Origin of the sequence: Curtobacterium sp. MCLR17_051, from assembly GCF_003234395.1 — a bacterium.
Taxonomy (GTDB): Bacteria; Actinomycetota; Actinomycetes; order Actinomycetales; family Microbacteriaceae; genus Curtobacterium; species Curtobacterium flaccumfaciens.
In genome coordinates, this window is sequence record NZ_QKTA01000021.1 from 14,653 (window position 1) to 34,214 (window position 19,562).

The following is a 19,562-nucleotide window of genomic DNA, read 5'->3' on the forward strand; positions in this document are numbered from 1 at the left end:
CTCCAGACCGTAGAGTGACGCCCGTCATGCAGCCCAGAGTCACCGCGATCCTCGTCGCCGCCAACGGGGCGGCCCACCTCGACCGGACCCTGGACGCGCTCGCCGCCCAGACCCGCCACCCCGAGAACCTGGTGGTCGTCGACGTTGGCACGACCGACGGATCGACCGCCGAACTGTCCTTCGGCGGGTCCGCGCAGCTCGTCCGGCTTCCAGCCGGTACCGCGTTCGGTGACGCCGTCCGCCAGGGCGAGCGCAGCGCGCCGCCCGCCGCGACCGACGAGCCGGTCGACGAGTGGCTGTGGGTCCTCGGCCACGACAACGCGCCGGCACCGACCGCACTCGCCGACCTGCTGTCCGCCGTCGAGATCGCGCCCTCGGTCGTCGTCGCCGGTCCGAAGCTCGTCGCCGACGACGACCCCTCGCTCATCCGCGCCTTCGGCGAGAGCATGACCCGCTTCGGCCGGTCGATCGTGCTGGTGCAGGACGAGCTCGACCAGGGCCAGCACGACCGCAACACCGACGTGCTCGGTGTCGCCGCAGGTGGCATGCTCGTGCGCCGCTCGGTCTGGAACGAACTCGGCGGCTTCGACCCGGCGCTGCCGGACGTCGACGCGGCCCTCGACTTCTCGGTGCGGGTCCGCCTCGCCGGACACCGCGTCGCCCTCGTGCCGGAGGCCAAGGTCACCAGCGCCGGACCGATCGAGGAGTTCGGCCGCAAGCGCGTGTCCGAAGCGCGGCGCGTCCGGATGCACCGGCAGGCGCAGCTGCACCGCCGGATGACGTACGCGCCCGCCGCGCTGGTCTGGCTGCACTGGCTCACGCTCGTGCCGTTCGCGATCGGCCGCGCGCTCGGACACCTGGTCGCGAAGCACCCCGCCGCCGTGGTCCCCGAGCTCTCCGCCGCGTTCGCCGTCGCGTTCGGCGGCGGCACGGGGCGGGCGCGCAAGAACCTCGCCCGCACGAAGAAGCTCGGCTGGGCCGCCGTCGAACCGCTCCGCGTGAGCTGGCGTCGGGTGCACGAGCACCGCACCACCTCGCGGGACGTCGAACTCGCCCGGGCCGAGGACGCCCCGATCGCCCGGGCGTCGTTCCTGAGCGACGGCGGCATCTGGGTGGTCCTGGCCGCGGCGGTCCTCAGCGTCGTGACGCTCTACCCGCTGCTCGGGTCGCCGGCCCTGACCGGCGGGGGACTCCTGCCGCTCTCCGCGACGCCTGGACAGCTCTGGCAGAACGTCGGGTACGGCTTCCACTCGCTCGGCACGGGCTTCACCGGCCCGTCCGACCCCTTCGCCGCGGTGCTCGCCGTGCTCGGCTCGATCGTCTTCTGGTCGCCGTCCACCGCGGTCGTGCTCGTCATGCTCGTCGCGTTCCCGCTGTCCGCTCTCGGCGCCTGGTTCGCGGTCCGCAAGGTCACGACCCGCACCTGGGTGCCGGTCATCGGTGCGTCGCTCTACGCGATCGCCCCGTCGCTCGTCGGCGCGGTGACGACCGGACACCTCGGCGCCGTGATCGCGCACCTGGTGCTGCCGTGGCTGTTCGTCGCCGTGCTCGAGGCGCACCGCTCGTGGGCCTGGGCCTCGGGAGCGTCGCTCCTGTTCGCCGTCGTCGCCGCCTCGGCGCCGTCGCTGCTGCCGGTCCTGCTGGTCGGCTGGCTCGTCGCGCTCCTGGTCGGCTGGCGCCGGGCCCACCGTCGTCTGTTCATCCCGGTGCCGACCGCGGTGCTCTTCCTGCCGCTCATCCTGGCGCAGGCCGCACGCGGCAACCTGCTCGCGGTGTTCGCCGACCCGGGTGCGCCGTCCGCGACCCGGGCGCCGTCCGCGCTCCAGCTGGCCATCGGACAGCCCCTGCCCGACTGGAGCGGCTGGCTCCCCGCGACGTCCGGACTCGCGCTGGTCGCCACGGTCCTGCCGATCGTGATGGCCGTCCTCGCGCTCCCCGTGGCCGCCGCCGCGATCGGGGCGATGCTCGGCCACCGCTGGGCGGTCGCGGGCTCGGCGCTCGTCATCGCGCTCCTCGGCTTCGCCACGGCCTTCGCCGCCACCCACGTCACGGTCACCGGTGTCGGTTCGACCACCACCATCGTCTGGCCCGGCAGCGGTCTGTCCGTGTACTGGCTCGCCCTCGTGGTCGCGGCCTGCATCGGCATCGACGTGCTGCCGAAGGCCGCCCCGGTCACCGGGCTCGTCGCGACCGTGCTCGCCGGTGTGGCCGTGGCTCCGGCCTTCGCGGCGTTCTACCTCGGGACCGCCACGATCGAGCCGACCACCGGCCGGGTGCTCAGCGCGTACGTGAACGCCGAGGCCCAGGCGAACCCGGACGTCGGCACGCTCGTGGTCGTCCCGCAGGACGACGGTTCGCTCGCCGTCACGCTCGAGCGCGGGCAGGGTTCCACCCTCGACGACCAGTCGACGCTCGACGCCACCGCACTCCGGCTGAGCGAGTCCGGCGCACGGCTGACGACGCTCGCCGGCAACCTGGCGAGCCGCAGCGGGTACGACCCCCGGCCGGCGCTCCGCGAGCTCGGCGTGAGCTTCGTGCTCATCGACGACGCCGGTGACGACCCCGAGGCGCAGACGGTGCACGACCGGGCCGCCGGTGCGATCGGTCAGAACGCGCTCTTCACGAGCATCGGCGAGACCACGAACGGCCAGCTGTTCCACTACGAGGGCGAGGTCGACCGCACCCGCTCCGGCTCCGCGGCGACCCAGGCCACCCACGTGCTGTACCTCGTCGTGCTCGGCGTGGTCTTCGGCGCCGCAGCACTCCTCGCGGTCCCGACGGCCCCCCGCCGCCGCCGTGCCACCTCGAACGTCATCGAGGCCGAGGAACCCGCCACCACCTTCGACGAGGAGCGCGACGAATGAGCACCAACCCCTCCTCGGTCCGGCGCTGGATCGTCCGCGGCACCGCCACGGCCGTCGCCGTCGTCGTCGCCGCGGGTGCCGTCACCGCGGCCCACGCCATCGGCACCGAGTCCGAACCCGGTCGACCGGCCGGACGCACCGTCACGCCGGTCCCCGCGGCCGCCGAGCGTGTCTGCGCCGGCAGTGCGCTGCGCCTGTCCGACGACGCCGGCAACGACGCGACGCAGGCGAGCACCGTCGGCACCGCGACCGTCGCGACCGCGACGACCGGTTCGACGGTCGAGCGGTCCTCGCTCGACTCCTCGACCACCGGCGGCAGCGACCCCCGGCTCCTGACGGCGCCCGCTGGCGAGACGACGCCGCAGGTCGCGGGCAGCAGCTTCCAGAGTGTGTCGAGCGGCGACCTGGTGGGGGCGGGCGCGGCCTCGTGCGACGACCCGACCCAGTCCACGTGGCTCGTCGGCGGCTCGACGGAGACCGGTCGGACGAGCCTCGTCACGCTCTCGAACCCGACCGACGTGAACGCCACGGTCGACCTGACGATCTTCGACGGCTCGGGGACGGTCAGCGCGCCCGGGACCACCGGCATCGTCGTCGCGCCGAACACGCAGAAGGTCGTCCCGCTGTCGGGCTTCGTGTCCGACGCCGCCTCGACGGTCGTGCACGTCACGTCGTCCGGCGGCCAGATCGTCGCGCACATGCAGGAGTCCGTCGTCCGCACCCTCACCCCGGGCGGCTACGACATCGTCTCCGGTGGAGCGGCCCCGTCCCGCTCGCAGGTGATCCCCGCCGTCGCCCTCGCCGACGCGCAGGCCGCCCAGCGCGGCGACGACACGGCCGACGCGGCGCCGATCGTCCGGCTGTTCGTCCCCGGCACGAAGTCGGCGCGCGTCACCCTCGGCATCAGCACGGCCGACGGCGGCGGCACGACCGTCAACGCCACCGCCGAGCCCGGGGTCGTCACCGACGTCGCGCTCGACGACTTCCCGGACGGACGGTACTCGTTCACCGTCACCTCGACCGAGCCGGTCGTCACCGGTGCACGCACCACGACGCCGACCGACGGTGCCAGCAGCGGCACCGACCTCGGGTGGTTCGCCTCGGCCGAGCCGCTGGGCGACCGGACGATCACCGCCATCGCCCCGGGCGAGGGCGTGCGGCTGAACTTCGTGAACCCCACCCGCCAGGACCGCTCCGTCACGGTGCGGTCGGGTGACGAGCGGCGCACGCTGAAGATCCTGTCCGGTGCGACCGTGACGCTCCCGGTGCAGACCGCGAAGCAGCTCACGCTGACCGGCACGGAGGGCATCGTCGCGGGCGTGACCTACCGCGGGGCCGACGGCATCGCCGGCTTCCCGGTGCGCCCGGCGACCGACGTCTCCACCCCGGTCCGCGTCTACCCCTGACGCCGGGCGCGGTCAGCCCAGCGCCGGCGGCACGACGGGCCGGCGCGGTCCGCCCGGCTCACCAGTGTCGGTAGCGGTCCGGTGCCAGGTCCCAGGGGTCCTTGCCGATCAGCTCGCCGACCGCGCGGAACACCGCGGTCTCGATGATGATGCGGCGGTCCGAGTCGTCCTTCTCGGGGCTCCGGTTCACCCGCTCGACCGGGATCCGGAAGACGGTCACGCGGCGGGTGTCGCGGTCGATCCGCCAGCGCGGCATCTCGTCCGGCAGGGTCGTGTCGCTCGGCATGTCCGCCACCTGGAACACGACGCCGGAGAGCTCCTCGGGCCAGAGTCCGAGCAGGTAGTGCGCGCTGTCGCCGACGATCCGGTCGAACGCCTCGGCGCGGGTGATGATCGGCGCGAGCTCGGGCCCGGTGACGCTCGAGCGCCCACCGCGGCCGTGCCGGGAGCGCCCCCGACCGCGGTCGACCGGGGTGACGAGGCGAGGCTTCCGACGCATCCCCACATCGTACGCGGGGACGGGTGCGCGCCGGACGCTCCGCTAGGCTCCCTGTCGAGATGGACGTGCGGATCTGCAGCAAGGTGGCGTGTGCCAACAGCGCTTCGTCGACCCTGACGTACGACTACGGCGACTCCATGGTGGTCGTCGGTCCGCTGTCGACCCGGGTCGAGCCGCACGGCTACGACCTCTGCGCCCGGCACGCTGCCGCCCTGCGCGTCCCGCGCGGCTGGCAGGTGGTGCGGCGCGAGCCGCTCCCGCGCGACGCCGACTGACGGCTCACGTTCGCGACCTGGGTGCGGGGGTCGGTCTGGAGGCCCGGGGAACGTGACCGGGATCGGCTGGTGATCCGCGCCTCCCGGCATGGAAGACTGGTGGGCATGCCCACCGAAACCCGCACCGCTGCTGCGTTCCGCGTCGCCGACCTGTCCCTCGCCGAGGCCGGCCGGCACCAGATCCGCCTCGCCGAGAACGAGATGCCGGGCCTGATGTCCCTGCGTGACGAGTTCGCCGCGGCGCAGCCGCTCGCCGGCGCGCGCATCGCCGGGTCCCTGCACATGACGGTGCAGACCGCGGTGCTCATCGAGACGCTCGTCGCCCTCGGCGCGCAGGTGCGCTGGGCCAGCTGCAACATCTTCTCCACCCAGGACGAGGCGGCGGCCGCCGTCGCCGTCGGGCCCACCGGCACCCCGGACGCCCCCGCCGGCGTCCCGGTGTTCGCGTGGAAGGGCGAGACGCTCGAGGAGTACTGGTGGTGCACCAGCCGCATCTTCGACTGGAGCGACGAGGCCGCCGCGGCGGGTGCCGACTGGACCGGGCCGAACCTGATCCTCGACGACGGCGGCGACGCCACGATGCTCGTGCACACCGGCGCCGACGCCGAGGCGGCCGGTGCCGCTCCGGTCGCCGAGCCGGACGCGAGCACCGAGTGGAAGATCGTGCTCGACACCGTCGCGCGGTCGCTCGAGACGTCCTCCGACCGCTGGACCCGGATCGCGGCCGACATCCAGGGCGTCACCGAGGAGACCACCACGGGCGTCCACCGTCTGTACGAGCTGTTCCGGAACGGCGAGCTGAAGTTCCCAGCGATCAACGTGAACGACTCGGTGACGAAGTCGAAGTTCGACAACAAGTACGGCATCCGGCACTCGCTGCCCGACGGCCTGAACCGGGCCACCGACGTGCTCATCGGCGGCAAGGTCGCCTTCGTCGTCGGCTACGGCGACGTCGGCAAGGGTGCGGCCGAGGCGCTCCGCGGGCAGGGCGCCCGCGTCATCGTCAGCGAGGTCGACCCGATCTGCGCGCTGCAGGCGGCGATGGACGGCTACCAGGTCGCGCGCCTGGCGGACGTCGTCGACACCGTCGACATGGTCATCACGTGCACCGGCAACCTGGGCGTCGTCGGGGTCGACGAGATGCTCGGGCTGAAGCACCTGGCGATCGTGGCGAACGTGGGGCACTTCGACAACGAGATCGACATGGCGGGGCTCGAAGCGCTGCCCGGCGTCTCGAAGGTCGAGATCAAGCCGCAGGTGCACGAGTGGCGGCTGCCGACCGGGCGGTCGATCCTGGTGCTGTCCGAGGGCCGGCTCATGAACCTCGGCAACGCCACCGGGCACCCGTCGTTCGTGATGAGCAACTCGTTCACGAACCAGGTGCTCGCGCAGATCGAGCTGCACACCCGGCGCGAGGAGTACCCGACCGGCGTGTACGTGCTGCCGAAGCACCTGGACGAGAAGGTCGCGCGACTGCACCTCGACGCACTCGGGGTGCAGCTGACGTCGCTGCGTCCGGAGCAGGCGGCGTACATCGGTGTGCCGGTCGAGGGTCCCTTCAAGCCGGACTACTACCGCTACTGAGCGCGGCGGGGCTGCCCGCTTCCGCTGAACACCGGTGTTCGCACGTTGAACCCCCGCACGCGGGTGTTCGGAGTGCGAACACCGGTGTCTTGCGAGCAGTCCCGGCGCCGCGGTGCGCGTCAGCGCGGGAAGCCCGGCGGGGGCGCCGCCGCGGTCGCCCCCGCGGCGGTCAGCAGTTCGGCGCGAGCCCCCAGCGCCCGGACGTCCCGACGACGCCGCAGCACGACGACCCCGGCCAGGAAGACCTCGGGCGGGACGGGCGGCACCGGGTGCGCGAACGCGGACACCTCGGCCGCCAGGGTCTGCGCCGCCGCCTCGCGCAGTTCGGGGCGCATCAGTGCAGCCCCGCGGAAGAACGCACCGAGGCGGTTCTCCAACCGTTGCGGCAGCGCCGAGACGTCCGCGACGCCGGCCCAGGCCGTCAGCTCCGGGGGCAGCAGCACCTCGGGGTCCCGCTGCTTCGGCAGTCGCTCGTGCTGCACGATCGTGCCCGCCAGCAGATCCCCGAGGCGCCGCGGCCGACTGCCGAACAGCGCGACGAGCAGGGCGACCGAGCCGAACGTCATCCACAGCTCGAACAGGCCGACGAGCGACCGCGTGAAGGCGTGCCGGAAGCCGATCGCGCCGCCGTCGAGCCGGACGACGCGGGTGCCGGTGGCGAACCGTCCGACGCTCCGCCCCTTCGTCACGGTCTCGACCGCCGCGGGCACCAGCACGAGCACGACGACGAGCAGCACGATGTTGAGCGCAGCACCCCAGGCCGGCTCGAGTCCCCTCGGCCAGAGCCGCCAGACGCCGAACAGCGCGAGCACGAACAGGACGAGGACGCACAGGCCGTCCAGCAGCGCGGCCGCGAGCCGCAGCACGAGTCCGGCGGGCTGGACGTCGAGCGCGACGCCCTCGCCCACCACCAGCTCGTCGGCGGTCTCGTCGAGGTCGCGCGAGAACCGGGCGTCGGCGAGGTCACGCGGCGTGCGGGGCTTCGGCATGGGATCATTCTGTCGGAGATCGCGCGACCTGAGGGGGAACACGTGGACCTGGATGCCTACACCGGGGTGCACCGTGACCGGTGGCAGGAGCTCGACCGTCTGGCGCGTGCCCGGCACCGGTCCGGCGCGGACGTCGACCGGCTCGTCGCCGGCTACCAGGAGGCCGCGACCGACCTCGCCCGCATCCGGGGCGCCGCGCCGCGCACCGTGACCGGCGACCGGCTCTCGCTCACGCTGTTCCGCGCCCGCCTGCGCTTCACCGGCACGCCCGTCGACCCGTTGACCGCCGTCGCCCTGTTCTTCACGCGGCAGCTGCCCGCGGCGCTCTACCGGATCCGCTGGGTGACGATCTGGGTCGCGCTCGCGACGGTGGCGATCGGGGCGATCGTCGCCGTCTGGATCACCACCACCCCGGGTGCGACGGCGACGTTCGGCAGCGACGAGGCCCTGCGCCGGTACGCCACGCAGGACTTCGTCGACTACTACTCCGACCGTGGCCTCGGGGCCTTCACCGCGCAGGTCTGGACGAACAACGCCTACATCGCCGCGACGATGGTGGCGTTCGGCATCACCGGGGTCTTCGTGCCGTTCTCGATCATGCAGAACGCCGTCAGCCTCGGGGTCTCCGCGGCGATCATGCACTCCCAGGGGCGCCTGGCCGACTTCTTCCTCTACATCTCCCCGCACGGGCAGCTCGAGCTCTACTCGGTGTTCCTCGCTGGCGGTGCGGGGCTGATGATCTTCTGGTCGTGGGTGGCGCCGGGGCCCGGACGCACGCGCGCCCAGGCCCTCGCCGAGGACGGCCGTGCGCTCATCACCATCGCGATCGGTCTGACCCTGACCCTGCTGCTGTCCGGCATCGTCGAGGGCGTGGTGACGCGGCAGGACTGGCCGTGGCCGATCAAGATCGGCATCGGCACCCTCGCCCTGGTCGCGGTGCTCGCCTACCAGTGGGTGCTCGGCGGCCGCGCGTACCGAGCGGGGGAGCGCGGCGACCTCGAGGAGTTCGAGCGCGGCTCCACCGCCCTGGTGGCCGGCTGACGTCCGTCCCGGTTCAGAGCCGGCCGGTGGCCTTCGCCCGGATGTAGGCGTCGGCGACGAGCGGCGGGACGTCCGCCGGCGCGCCGCGCACGACCTCGGCGCCGGAGCGCCGTGCGACGTCGGCCGCACCGTCCGCGTCGAGCAGGGTGCGTTCGGCGGCGGCGCGTCGGTAGACGTCGCGCTCCGCGCCGGTCGGGAGGCCCGGCACCTTTCCGCCCCGCGCCGTGCGGATCGCCGTGGTCGGGTCCACCCCGCCGCGCGCCATCCGCTGGACGGCCGGGTCCTCGATGCTCGTCACGACGACGGCGTGCCGTCGGGACAGCCGGGGGAGCACGGCGAGCAGGTCGCCCGAGGCGCCGACGGAGTCGAGGCTCGAGGCGAGGACGACCATGGCGCGCGAGGTCGTGATCGAGTCGACGAGTGCGGGCACGGATGCCCAGTCGGTCGCGGCGAGCCCGGGTTCGGCCATCGCGAGTGCCTCGCCGAAGCGCTGCACGACGTCGGTGCGGGTGGCGCCGTGCACGCGGTCGTGTGCGGTGTCGTCGAGGACCACCAGGTCGACGCGGTCGCCGGCGGCTGCCGCGAGGGCGCCGAGGAGCAGCGCCGACTCGATGAACGTGTCGAGTCGGGGTTCGTCGGCGACCCGGCCGGCACCCGCCCGGCCCGCGTCGACCACGACGACGACGCGCCGGTCGCGTTCCGGCCGCCAGGTGCGGACGACGAGGTCCTGCCGCCGCGCGGTGGCGCGCCAGTCGATCGACCGCACGTCGTCGCCGCGCACGTAGTCGCGCAGCGAGTCGAACTCGGTGCCGTGCCCGCGGAGCTGCAGCGTGGTCTCGCCGTCGAGCTCGCGGAGCCGCGCCAACCGTGACGGCAGGTGCCGCCGGGAGCGGAACGGCGGCGTCACGACGAGTTCGCCCGGTGCTGCGACGACCCGCTGCCGTGCGGCGAGGCCCAGGGGACCGAAGGACCGCACGGCGACTCCGGTGGTGCGGCGTCGACCACGACGGAACGGTGTGAAGCGCATCCGGGCCGTCCGTCGCTCCCCGGCGGGGACCGTCATCCGGATCCGACGGGGACGGTGGCCGGCCGACGGCTCCCACATGTCACGGACCACACCGCGGACCGTCCGGGAGCCGTCGTTGGCGAGCACGAGGGTGCCGTCCGCGGTGCTGTCGCGTCGAGCGAGCCGGGGCATCCGCCGCTCCACGCGGACCCGTCGCAGGTCGGCGGCGAGCACGACGTCGAGCGCCGCGGCGAGCAGCACCACCCCGACCCACGCCAGACCGGCCCACCCGCTGCCGAGCAGCACGGTGGGCACGAGGGCGACGGCGAGGAGCGCGACGAACCGGCCGGAGACCGCCACTAGATCGGCACCCGCACCTGCTCGAGCACCTGCTGGAGCACGCCGTCGGCACCGACGCCCTCGAGCTCGGCGTCGGCGGCGACCCGCAGGCGGTGCCGCCAGACCGGCAGGGCCATGGCCTGCACGTGGTCCGGGGTGATCGCGTCGTAGCCGGTGAGCCAGGCCCAGGCCTTGGCGGCCGCGAGCAGTGCCGTCGCTCCGCGGGGGCTCACCCCGACGCGGACGGACGGTGCCTGCCGGGTGGCCCGGGCGAGGTCGACGATGTACGCGAGCACGTCGTCGCGGGCCCCGACGCCGCGGACGGCACGCTGCGCACGGACAACCTCGTCGACGCCGACCACCGGGGTGATGCCGGCCGACCGGACGTCGCGCGGGACGAACCCGTCGGCGTGGCGCCGGAGCACCTGCCACTCGACGTCGCGCGGCGGGATGTCGAGCGTCAGCTTCATCAGGAACCGGTCGAGCTGCGCCTCGGGCAGCGTGTAGGTGCCCTCGAACTCGATCGGGTTCATCGTCGCGGCGACGAAGAAGGGGTCGGGCAGGGCCCGGGCGTCGCCGTCGACGCTCACCTGGCGTTCCTCCATCGCCTCGAGCAGGGCCGACTGGGTCTTCGGCGGCGTGCGGTTGACCTCGTCGGCGAGCAGGACGTTCGTGAAGACGGGGCCCTCGCGGAACGGGAACGTGCCGGTCGAGGCGTCGTAGACGAGCGACCCGGTGACGTCGCCGGGCATCAGGTCCGGTGTGAACTGGATGCGCTTCGTGTCGAGCGTCATCGCGGCGGCGAGGCTGCGGACGAGCAGGGTCTTCGCGACACCGGGGACGCCCTCGAGCAGCACGTGCCCCTGTGCGAGGAGTCCGACGATCATGCCGGAGACCGCGCCCTCCTGGCCGACGACGGCCTTGGCGACCTCGGTGCGGACCCGGCCGAACGCGTCGCGCAGGTCGGAGCCGGCCGCGGTCGTGGGGTCGTGCTCCGGTGCGGTGTGCTCGGTGGTGGCAGGGGGCAGGTCGGTCACGGTCGTGCTCCTGGTCGGTCGGGGTCGGAGGTCGGTCGGTCACCGGAGGTCGCCCGGCGGACGGCGCGTTCGAGGTCGTCGAGCGCGGCGGTGCCGTCGACGAGTGCACGGTCGTCGTCGGTGGTCCCGCCGACGAGCACGGCGCCGACACGGGTGTGCGGGATGCCGGTGGCCTGGGCCGCGGTCCGGACGACCTCGTCGACGTGGGCCGATCGGGGAAGTCCGAGCATCCGGCCGATGCGGCGGACGGCGGCGACGCGCAGGGTGTCGAGGGCGTGGGTGCGGTCACGGGTGCGGGCGTACATGCGGGCGCGACCCTCGGTGGTCTCGGCAGCACGGACGACGACGGGCAACCGCTCGACGACGAGCGGGCCGAGCCGTAGGCCCCGCCAGACACCGGCCGCCACGGCGACGAGGGCGAGCAGCGCGAGGGCGCTCGGGACCCACGGCGGGGCGAGCTCGCCGAGGGTCGGTGCGGCGTCGGGGGTGCCGACGGCCGGGGTGTACCAGACGAGTCGCTCGTCGGCGCCGAGCAGCCCGAGGGCGAGCGCGGCGTTCCCGGCGGTGGCGATCGTGTCGTTCCGGAACGCCGAGGTCGTGCCGAGCAGGGTGACGTCACCGCCCGGGGTCGTGGTGCGCACGAGGCCCCAGACCCGGGAGGCGCCCTCGCCGGTGGGCGCACACCGTTCGGCGGTCGCGTCGTCCACGGTGAACCCGGAGCCGGCGGTCGTCACCCGCGTCGCCGAGGCCGCCGCCGGGATCCCGCACGAGGCCGTCGAGACGGTGGCGTCGCCGTCGATCTGGGCGGGCGGGTCGACCGGGAACCCGAGCAGCGCATCGAGGCCTGCGCCGCTCGTCCCGACGACCACGACGTGCCGGGCCGTGCGGGCGATGCGTTCCGCGACGGCGGGGTCGAGCGCCCCGTCGGCGTCGTCGATGAACACCGTGCCGCCGTCGATCCCGCCGACACCGTCGACGGTGTCGGTGACGGAGACCGCGGTGCCCCGCTGCTCGAGCACCCGGACGAGCGCGGCCGAGCCACTGGCCGTCGTCGAGGTCGGGTCGAGTGCGCGCGGTGCGTCCGGGTCGGTGCCCTGCACGAGGGCGGTCAGCGCGGCGAGCAGGACGCCGACCAGGACGATCGCGACCCAGAACCCGATGCGGAACCGGCGTCCCTCGGCCGGAGCCGGAGCCGGAGCCCGAGCAGGAGTCGGTCCGGCGCTCGTCCGCGTGGCGGTGTCGGTCGTCATGCCGGCACCACCGGTCCCTCGGCCCGGGCGGGCCGGGCCTGCCGGACGGTCCGCTCGGTGTCGAGCACGCGCAGGGCCGCGGCTTCGTCGGCTTCGGCACCGAGGTACCGGACCGAGTCGAAGGCGGTCGCTGCCGCGTCGAGTGCACCGGCGGACGCGGGGAACGGCACGGCGCCCCGTGCGGCGATCGTCCGCGCGGTGGCTCCGGGCACGTCGGGCACCAGGTCGCGCTCGCCGAGGCCCCTGGCGATCGCGCGGAACCCGTCGAGCACCGCTGCCGACCAGTCGGCGCGACGGACGGCGGCCTGGGCCGCTTCGAGGAGTTCCCGGGCGGAGCGCAGGTCGTCGGCGTCGAACACCCCGCCGGTGTCACCGTCACCGGCCCGAGCGCGTCGGCGGGGGAGTCCGCGGGCGACGACGACGAGCACGACGACCGCGATGAGCACCACGATCGCGATCACCAGCGCCGTGCTGGCCGCAGCGGGGGAGTCGATGCCGTCGGCGCGGAGCGACCCGAGCCAGTCGAGGAAGGAGCGCGAGGCACGGTCCCACCACGTCGGCCGGGCACCGTCGTAGGCGGACCGCTCGAGTTCGCGCTCGAGCAGGCGACGCGCTTCGTCCGGGTCGACCGCCGTCACGCGGAGCCGTTCGGCGGCGCCTGGCCCGGACCCTGCTGCCAGGGTTGCTGCTGCTGGCCGGGCTGCCAGGGTTGCTGCTGCTGGCCGGGCTGCCAGGGTTGCTGCTGCTGGCCGGGCTGCCAGGGTTGCTGCTGCTGGCCGGGCTGCCAGGGTTGCTGCTGCTGGCTGGGCTGCCAGGGTTGCTGCTGCTGGCTGGGCTGCCACGGTTGCTGCTGCCGACCGGGCTGCCACTGCTGCTGCCCCGGCCACGGCTGCTGCTGCGCCTGCCACTGCTGGCCACCCCACTGCTGCTGCGGCGGCCACGGCGGGCGTGCGACGGGCTCGGACGGTGCGAACGGGTCGGTCGGCTGCCCGGAGTCCAGGTGCGATGCGATCCGCTGGTCGAGGGCCTCGGTGCGGATCCGCCGGTCGATGGCGAGGAACGTGGTGATCGAGGCGCTCAGCACGTCGGTGATGCACTGCACCGCGATCGCGAGCAGGCTGCCGACGACGATGGCGATGACCGCACCGGTGCCGGCTCCCGACGTGCCACCCGTCTGCCCGAGCGGGTCGAACGTGCCCCCGACGAGCACGGCGCCGATGGTGAGCGGGATCGACGCGATGGACGCCGCGAACCCGAACATGAGCTGCACGAGCAGCAGGATGCCGAAGGTCCGCCAGAAGGCCCCGCGGGTCAGGCGCCACGACTGTGCGGCTGCGGCGAAGACCGGCCGGCCCTCGAGCGCGATGGTCGGGACGGTGAGCACGAAGCGTGTGGCGAGCCACACGACGACGACACCGATCCCGAGCACGAACAGCACGAGCGCCAGCACGAACCACCCGGTGCCGGAGTCGGCGGCGCCCATGGCCGCGAACACCCCGAAGAACACGAGTCCGGCCAGGATCGCGAGGACCACGCCGGCCCCGATCTGCACGAGCATCCACGCGACGACGGACCACCGGCGGCCGGCGAGCAGCGCCCACAGCCCCCGGAACGTGGCGCGACGGCCGAGCACCCGCTGCCCGGTGTCCGCGGCGACCGGCGCCACCAGGAACCCGCGACCGAGGTAGGCGAGGAACGGCAGCACGACCGAGAGCAGTGCCGTGAGCGTCAGCGTGCCCGCGACCACCGAGTCGGCACCGCTGCCGCCGTCGAGGGCCGAGAACATCCGCGACTGCAGCGCCTGCTGCCCGAAGGTGCTGGCCAGCGTCGAGAGCAGGCCGAGCACACCGCTCAGCAGCACGCTCCAGAGCAGCAGCACGCGGGCGTTCCGGCGGAAGACCGTGAACGCGCCGGCCAGGATGTCGCCGAGACCGAGCGGGCGCAGCGGGATCACCGGACGCGAGCCACCGGACGGACCGCCCGGTCGTCCCGGACCCGGCCCCGGGGCGGGCTGCGGCGGCACGGAGAAGCGGGGCGGCCCTCCAGGCTGGGGTCCTGGTCCCTGCGCCGGTCCGGACGCCGGCGGCGTCGGCGCACCCTGCTGCCCACCGCCCGGTGTGTGCCAATCGGACATGACTCCAGCCCCCTCGTCGTGTCGGACCGAGCCAGCGATGCACGGTCCACCCCCATCCTGGCGGAAAACCCGGCGCGGCGGGGCCTCGGCTATCGTGTGGGGACACGTGCCGACCACGGCACCCGCACGCCACCCGGAGTCCAGATCACATGACACCGCGCATCCTCGTCGTCGACGACGACCAGGCCCTCTCCGAGATGATCGGCATCGTGCTCCGCTCCGAGGGGTACGAACCCGAGTTCAGCGCCGACGGCAACGACGCCGTCGACGCGTTCCACGCCACCAAGCCGGACCTCGTCCTGCTCGACGTCATGCTGCCCGGCATCGACGGCATCGAGGTGTGCAAGCGCATCCGTGCCGAGAGCGGCACGCCGATCATCATGCTCACGGCGAAGAGCGACACCGCCGACGTCGTCCTCGGGCTCGAGAACGGTGCCGACGACTACGTCGTGAAGCCCTTCAACCCGAAGGAGCTCGTCGCGCGCATCCGGACCCGCCTGCGGCCGAGCGCGTCCGACGCCACCGTGCTGCACGTCGGCGACGTCACGGTCGACGTCGCCGGGCACGAGGTGCGCCGCGGTGACACCGTGATCGCGCTCACGCCGCTCGAGTTCGACCTGCTCCGGGCGCTCGCCGAGAAGCCGAACCAGGTGTTCACCCGCGAGATGCTGCTCGAGCAGGTCTGGGGCTACCACTACAAGGCGGACACCCGTCTGGTGAACGTGCACGTGCAGCGGCTCCGCGCGAAGATCGAGCACGACCCGGACAACCCGAAGACCGTCACCACGGTCCGCGGCGTCGGGTACCGCGCCGGAGGAGCCTGAGCACCGTGCCGCCCTCGACGCGCCCGCCGGGCTCGGCACGCTCGGGCCGGGTCGGCGGCGCCGGCCGGGCCACCGGCGCCGGTGGGTCCGGCGGTGCCGGTGGGGCCGGCAGCACCACCGTCTCGATCGGCGTCGTCGACCGCAGCCGTCGCCGGATGCGGCGCTGGCTCCGACGCGCCTGGCGTCCGATCGCCTACCTGTGGCGGCGCTCGCTCATGTTCCGCTCGGTCGCCATCACCGTGATGACGACCGGGCTCGCGGTGGGGATCATCGGCACCGCGGTCATGGTGAGCATCTCGACGAACGTCTACTCGCAGCGCCGCGACCAGATCGAGTCCGAGTCCGCACGGGCCACCATCGTCGCCCAGGGGATCTTCGACGCGGCGACGGCGGCCGAGGACAACAACCAGTCCGAGCTCGAGACCCTGCAGAACGAGGCGCAGCAGGCGATCCTGTCGAACACGACGAGCCCGGGCGGCACGAGCATCGCCATCGAGCGGAGCCCGGACCAGTCCACCCCGCAGACGCTGCAGACCATCGCCAGCCAGGACTTCCCGGACGCGGTGATCACCGATGCCCTGCGCAAGGAGGTCGCGCAGAACACCGGTCGGCTCAGCCTGCAGCCCGTCGAACTCGACGACGACGGGCGCCGGGTGCCGGGGCTCGCCGTCGGCTCCACGCTGCAGATCCCGAGCGCCGGCCAGTACGAGCTCTACCTGGTCTACGACCTCTCCGACGCGCAGCAGACCCTGGACTTCGTCTCCCAGACCCTCTCCATCGGCGGTGTGGCGCTCATGGTGCTCATCGCCCTGGTCACCTCGCTCGTCGTCCGGCTCGTCGTCGTGCCGATCCGCGGAGCCGCCGAGACGAGCCGGAAGATCGCCGCGGGGCGCCTCGACGAGCGCATCCCGGTGCGCGGCCAGGACGACCTGGCGACCCTGGCACGGAGCTTCAACGGGATGGCCGAGGCGGTCAGCCGCCAGATCACCCAGCTCGCCGAGCTCTCCCGCGTGCAGCAGCGGTTCGTCTCCGACGTGTCGCACGAGCTCCGTACCCCGCTCACCACGATCCGGCTCGCCGGCGACATGCTCTACGACTCCCGGCACGCGTTCGAACCGTCGGTCGGCCGGTCCGCCGAGCTCCTGCACGCGCAGGTGGAGCGCTTCGAGATGCTCCTCGCCGACCTGCTCGAGATCTCCCGGTACGACGCCCAGGCGGTGCAGCTCGACACCGCACCCGTCGTGCCGGCCTCCCTCGCCGCGGACATCGTCGAGGAGTTCCGCCCGCTGGCCGAACGCGCCGGCATCGACCTGCAGCTCGCGACCCCCGGCGGCCACACCACGATGCGGCTCGACGCCAAGCGGGTCCGACGGATCCTGCGCAACCTCGTCGGCAACGCCATCGAGCACGGCGACGCGAAGCCCGTGCAGGTCGTCGTCGACAGCGACGCACGCACCGTCGCCATCGCCGTCCGCGACCAGGGCGTCGGCATGCCGCCGGAGGACGCCGCACGGGTGTTCGACCGCTTCTGGCGGGCCGACCCGAGCCGCAAGCGCACCATCGGCGGCACCGGCCTCGGCCTCGCGATCAGCCTCGGCGACGCGAAGCTCCACGGCGGACGCATCGACGTGTGGTCCCGACCGGGCGCGGGATCGACGTTCGTGCTCACCCTGCCCCGCAACGAGCAGGGCACCACCGCCACCTCGGCCATCCCGCTGCCCGAGCTCGACGAGTCGTACGACGGCCCCCGCGCCGTGCGAGAGGAGTCCTGATGCGCCACCGGATCCGCCACGTCCTCGCCGTCGCGCTCGCCGCGGTCAGCCTGCTCGCGGTCACCGCCTGTGCGGCCATCCCGACCGACGGTGCCGTGCGCACCGGGCAGACCATCAAGGACGAGTCGCTCTCGGGCGTCGACTTCCGGCCGGACAAGCCGATCACCGGGTCCGACCAGACGGCGATCCTCCGCGGGTTCATCGCCGCCGCCACCGGCGCCCAGGACAACTACGCGATCGCCCGGCAGTTCCTGGCCGCCGACTTCGCCCAGCGGTGGAACCCCCGGCAGGGCGTCACGATCCGGGACGGCAGCGGTACCGTCGAGCGCGTCGACGACCGCGAGCTCACCTACACGATGACGGCCAGCGCCACGGTCGACTCCGACGGGGAGTACACCCAGGCGGTGCGCCCGACCTCGTCGACGCTGACGTTCCAGTTCGTCCGCGAGGACGGCGAGTGGCGCATCGCCTACGCCCCGGACGGCATCATCCTGTCGCCGGTCAGCTTCGAGTCGGTGTTCCAGTCGCACGCCCTGTACTTCTACGACCCGACCTACCGCTTCCTGGTGCCCGACCAGCGCTGGTTCCTCGCTCGGTCCTCCACCAGCACCCGCATCGCCAGCGCCCTGCTCGCCGGCCCCGCCGACTGGCTGAAGGGCGCCGTCGTCTCGTCGTTCCCGGAGGGCACCCAGCTGTCCCTCAACGCGGTGACGATCGACAGCGGCACCGCCCTGGTCGACCTGTCGAGCGACGCCCTCCGTGCGAGCACGGTCGACAAGGTCCGGATGCGCGAACAGCTCAGCAAGTCCCTCGCCTCGGTCGCCACCATCTCGTCGGTGTCGATGACGATCGAGGGCGCGACGCTGTCGGTGCCGGACTCCGGGGGAGCCGACGCCCAGCAGAACCCCGACGTCGACCCCCGACCCCTGGTCGACGAGGACGGCGTCGTCGGCTACGCCGCTTCGGGCACCGGCAAGGTCGCCGAACTCGGCAGCGGCGTCGGGGCCGCGATCGCCGGCCTGGACCCGACCTCGATCGCCCTGTCGGCGTCCGGCACCACCGCCGCCGTCGGCAACCGGGACGGCGTCGTCGTCGTGCGTGGCAAGGACCGCCTGCGCGTCGACGCCCGCGAGGGCCTCGTCGCCCCCGCCGTCGACGACCTCGGCTTCGTCTGGGTGGGGCAGCAGTCCGACACCCGTCACATCACCGCGTACGGCCTCGGCGGCGACCCCCACCAGGTGCGCACCACCCTGCCGCGCGGCGACCTCGTGTCGTTCCAGGTGTCCCGCGACTCCACCAGGGCACTCGCGCTCATCGAGACCGCGGACGGCCCCGGCCTGTACGTGATGGCGATCATCCGCGGGTCCGACCGGTCACCGACCTCGTTCGGCGCCCCGGTCCGCGTGCAGGCCGCCAGCGGCACCGCGGTCGACGCCACGTGGGTGAACGACACCGACGTCGCCTCGGTCGGGCAGACGCCGACCGGTCCGAACATCGTCCGCACCACCATCGGCGGCAAGTCGAGCACCCTGCCGAAGCCCGACGGGCGCGCCACCGCGATCAGCGGCGGCAGCGGCGGCGCCCTGCTGCTCCGGATGTTGAGCGGCGACGTCCTGCAGTCCACCGGGGGCGGCTGGGACTCGACGGGCGTCACCGCCGACGTGCTCGGCGTCCAGCGCTGACGCCACCGTCCTCCACACCCCGCCCTGCCTGGAGGCCCGTCCACCGTCCGGCACGCCGGCCCACCGCCGTCGTCCGGTCACCACCACAGTCGTGGGCATGCCCCCTGACGACGCCCCCACCCCGTGGCGTGACGCCCTGCTCGCCGTGCTCGGGCTCTTCCTGCCCGTCGCCTGCCTGGGCTGCGGCCGTCCGGACCGCGCGCTCTGCCCACCGTGCCGTGCGGGGCTCGACGCACGGCCCCGGCGGGTCCGGCTGGTCGCCGGCGTCCGGCTCGACGCGGCCTTCGAGTACGAGGGGCTGGTCCGCACCCTGGTGCTCGAACTCAAGCTCCGGGGCCGGGTCGACGTCGCCCGTCCGCTCGGCGTCCGCTTCGGTGCCCTCGTCCGCGCGGCGCTCGCCGCGGCCCCGGACGGCACCGTGGTGCTCCGGGTGCCGCCGTCCCGGGCGGGTGCCCGACGCCGTGGGTTCGACCCGGTGGTGCTGCTGCTCGCCCGCGGCGGTGTCCGGCACACGGGGCGCCTCGGCCGGACCCCTGCCGGACGACGGCGATCCGGACCGGGGCAGAAGGAGCGGTCGGCGGTGGAACGCGTCGCCGCGACCGTCGGGAGCCTGCGGGCGACCGGTGTCGACGGCCGCGACGTCGTGCTCGTCGACGACGTCGTGACGACGGGCGTCACGATGGCCGAGGGCGTTCGAGCGGTGCGGGCCGCGGGCGGTCGGGTGGTGCGCTGCGTCGCCGTGGCGAGCGTCGACGACTGATGCTCGGTGAACACCCGGTGGCCGCTGTGTGTCCGGTGAGTGTCCGACGGACTCGCCGCCTCCCCGTGACGCCGAGGGTGCGCCGGGTCTAGCCTCGCGA

The 19,562-nt window shown here is 73.8% G+C and carries 16 protein-coding genes; 9 read left to right on the forward strand and 7 right to left on the reverse strand.

Annotated features, from left to right (window positions below):
• Nucleotides 1–26: 26 nt before the first annotated feature.
• Together DEJ06_RS15365 and DEJ06_RS15370 are read left to right on the forward strand one after the other, a co-directional pair.
• The gene (locus DEJ06_RS15365) at nt 27–2,864 is read left to right on the forward strand and encodes a glycosyltransferase family 2 protein (RefSeq protein ID WP_111039892.1); all 2,838 of its coding nucleotides are present in this window, start codon (nt 27–29) and stop codon (nt 2,862–2,864) included.
• On the forward strand, nt 2,861–4,270 hold the full coding sequence (locus tag DEJ06_RS15370; protein ID WP_071405767.1) for a DUF5719 family protein: 1,410 nt from the start codon (nt 2,861–2,863) through the stop codon (nt 4,268–4,270). Before DEJ06_RS15365 ends, DEJ06_RS15370 begins: the two co-directional genes overlap by 4 nt.
• A gap of 58 nt (nt 4,271–4,328) precedes the next feature.
• On the opposite strand, the gene DEJ06_RS15375 is transcribed toward DEJ06_RS15370, so the two are convergent.
• Nucleotides 4,329–4,769: a metallopeptidase family protein gene (locus DEJ06_RS15375; RefSeq protein WP_071405768.1), complete on the reverse strand. Its 441-nt coding sequence runs from the start codon at nt 4,767–4,769 to the stop codon at nt 4,329–4,331.
• 59 nt (nt 4,770–4,828) lie between these two features.
• On the opposite strand from DEJ06_RS15375, the gene DEJ06_RS15380 reads away from it, so the two are divergent.
• Both DEJ06_RS15380 and ahcY read left to right on the forward strand, forming a co-directional pair.
• Nucleotides 4,829–5,044: a DUF3499 family protein gene (locus DEJ06_RS15380; RefSeq protein WP_111039893.1), complete on the forward strand. Its 216-nt coding sequence runs from the start codon at nt 4,829–4,831 to the stop codon at nt 5,042–5,044.
• Nucleotides 5,045–5,149: 105 nt separating this feature from the next.
• Complete coding sequence (gene ahcY, locus DEJ06_RS15385) at nt 5,150–6,628, forward strand: adenosylhomocysteinase (RefSeq protein ID WP_111039912.1); 1,479 nt, start codon at nt 5,150–5,152, stop codon at nt 6,626–6,628.
• Nucleotides 6,629–6,747: 119 nt separating this feature from the next.
• Here ahcY and DEJ06_RS15390 read toward each other — a convergent pair whose 3' ends face one another.
• The gene (locus tag DEJ06_RS15390; protein ID WP_111039894.1) at nt 6,748–7,617 is read right to left on the reverse strand and encodes an RDD family protein; all 870 of its coding nucleotides are present in this window, start codon (nt 7,615–7,617) and stop codon (nt 6,748–6,750) included.
• Nucleotides 7,618–7,659: 42 nt separating this feature from the next.
• On the opposite strand from DEJ06_RS15390, the gene DEJ06_RS15395 reads away from it, so the two are divergent.
• Nucleotides 7,660–8,658, forward strand: coding sequence for a stage II sporulation protein M (locus tag DEJ06_RS15395; protein ID WP_111039895.1), 999 nt, complete (start codon nt 7,660–7,662; stop codon nt 8,656–8,658).
• 13 nt (nt 8,659–8,671) lie between these two features.
• Here the strand turns inward: DEJ06_RS15395 and DEJ06_RS15400 are convergent, their stop codons facing one another.
• The 5 genes from DEJ06_RS15400 to DEJ06_RS15420 are packed head-to-tail and all read right to left on the reverse strand — an operon-like array spanning nt 8,672 to nt 14,244.
• Nucleotides 8,672–10,024 carry a DUF58 domain-containing protein gene (locus DEJ06_RS15400; RefSeq protein WP_071405772.1) on the reverse strand — a complete coding sequence of 451 codons (1,353 nt, stop codon included), beginning with the start codon at nt 10,022–10,024 and terminating at the stop codon, nt 8,672–8,674.
• Nucleotides 10,024–11,031 carry an AAA family ATPase gene (locus DEJ06_RS15405; RefSeq protein WP_372440167.1) on the reverse strand — a complete coding sequence of 336 codons (1,008 nt, stop codon included), beginning with the start codon at nt 11,029–11,031 and terminating at the stop codon, nt 10,024–10,026. Before DEJ06_RS15405 ends, DEJ06_RS15400 begins: the two co-directional genes overlap by 1 nt.
• 5 nt (nt 11,032–11,036) lie before the next feature.
• Nucleotides 11,037–12,290, reverse strand: coding sequence for a DUF4350 domain-containing protein (locus DEJ06_RS15410; RefSeq protein ID WP_111039896.1), 1,254 nt, complete (start codon nt 12,288–12,290; stop codon nt 11,037–11,039).
• Nucleotides 12,287–12,928 carry a DUF4129 domain-containing protein gene (locus DEJ06_RS15415; protein ID WP_111039897.1) on the reverse strand — a complete coding sequence of 214 codons (642 nt, stop codon included), beginning with the start codon at nt 12,926–12,928 and terminating at the stop codon, nt 12,287–12,289. Before DEJ06_RS15415 ends, DEJ06_RS15410 begins: the two co-directional genes overlap by 4 nt.
• Nucleotides 12,925–14,244, reverse strand: coding sequence for a glycerophosphoryl diester phosphodiesterase membrane domain-containing protein (locus tag DEJ06_RS15420; protein WP_181436879.1), 1,320 nt, complete (start codon nt 14,242–14,244; stop codon nt 12,925–12,927). Before DEJ06_RS15420 ends, DEJ06_RS15415 begins: the two co-directional genes overlap by 4 nt.
• Before the next feature lie 329 nt (nt 14,245–14,573).
• Here DEJ06_RS15420 and mtrA point away from each other — a divergent pair, with 329 nt between their 5' ends.
• From mtrA to DEJ06_RS15440, 4 genes are all read left to right on the forward strand, one after another.
• Complete coding sequence (mtrA, locus tag DEJ06_RS15425; RefSeq protein WP_017888813.1) at nt 14,574–15,248, forward strand: MtrAB system response regulator MtrA; 675 nt, start codon at nt 14,574–14,576, stop codon at nt 15,246–15,248.
• Between the two features lie 5 nt (nt 15,249–15,253).
• Nucleotides 15,254–17,020, forward strand: a complete 1,767-nt coding sequence (mtrB, locus tag DEJ06_RS15430) for an MtrAB system histidine kinase MtrB (protein ID WP_253183753.1) — start codon at nt 15,254–15,256, stop codon at nt 17,018–17,020.
• On the forward strand, nt 17,020–18,702 hold the full coding sequence (locus DEJ06_RS15435) for a GerMN domain-containing protein (RefSeq protein WP_111039899.1): 1,683 nt from the start codon (nt 17,020–17,022) through the stop codon (nt 18,700–18,702). Before mtrB ends, DEJ06_RS15435 begins: the two co-directional genes overlap by 1 nt.
• Nucleotides 18,703–18,799: 97 nt before the next feature.
• A complete protein-coding gene (locus DEJ06_RS15440; RefSeq protein ID WP_146245884.1) occupies nt 18,800–19,462 on the forward strand; it encodes a ComF family protein in 663 nt (220 codons plus the stop codon).
• The last annotated feature ends 100 nt before the right edge of the window (nt 19,463–19,562 follow it).

Excerpts from the sequence above, each read along its gene's own strand:
- DEJ06_RS15440 (WP_146245884.1), top strand. The coding sequence starts at position 18,800 with ATGCCCCCTGACGACGCCCCCACCCCGTGGCGTGACGCCCTGCTCGCC.
- DEJ06_RS15435 (WP_111039899.1), top strand. The coding sequence starts at position 17,020 with ATGCGCCACCGGATCCGCCACGTCCTCGCCGTCGCGCTCGCCGCGGTC.
- ahcY (WP_111039912.1), top strand. The coding sequence starts at position 5,150 with ATGCCCACCGAAACCCGCACCGCTGCTGCGTTCCGCGTCGCCGACCTG.
- DEJ06_RS15390 (WP_111039894.1), bottom strand. The coding sequence starts at position 7,617 with ATGCCGAAGCCCCGCACGCCGCGTGACCTCGCCGACGCCCGGTTCTCG.
- DEJ06_RS15380 (WP_111039893.1), top strand. The coding sequence starts at position 4,829 with ATGGACGTGCGGATCTGCAGCAAGGTGGCGTGTGCCAACAGCGCTTCG.
- DEJ06_RS15410 (WP_111039896.1), bottom strand. The coding sequence starts at position 12,290 with ATGACGACCGACACCGCCACGCGGACGAGCGCCGGACCGACTCCTGCT.
- mtrA (WP_017888813.1), top strand. The coding sequence starts at position 14,574 with ATGACACCGCGCATCCTCGTCGTCGACGACGACCAGGCCCTCTCCGAG.
- DEJ06_RS15365 (WP_111039892.1), top strand. The coding sequence starts at position 27 with ATGCAGCCCAGAGTCACCGCGATCCTCGTCGCCGCCAACGGGGCGGCC.
- DEJ06_RS15375 (WP_071405768.1), bottom strand. The coding sequence starts at position 4,769 with ATGCGTCGGAAGCCTCGCCTCGTCACCCCGGTCGACCGCGGTCGGGGG.
- DEJ06_RS15370 (WP_071405767.1), top strand. The coding sequence starts at position 2,861 with ATGAGCACCAACCCCTCCTCGGTCCGGCGCTGGATCGTCCGCGGCACC.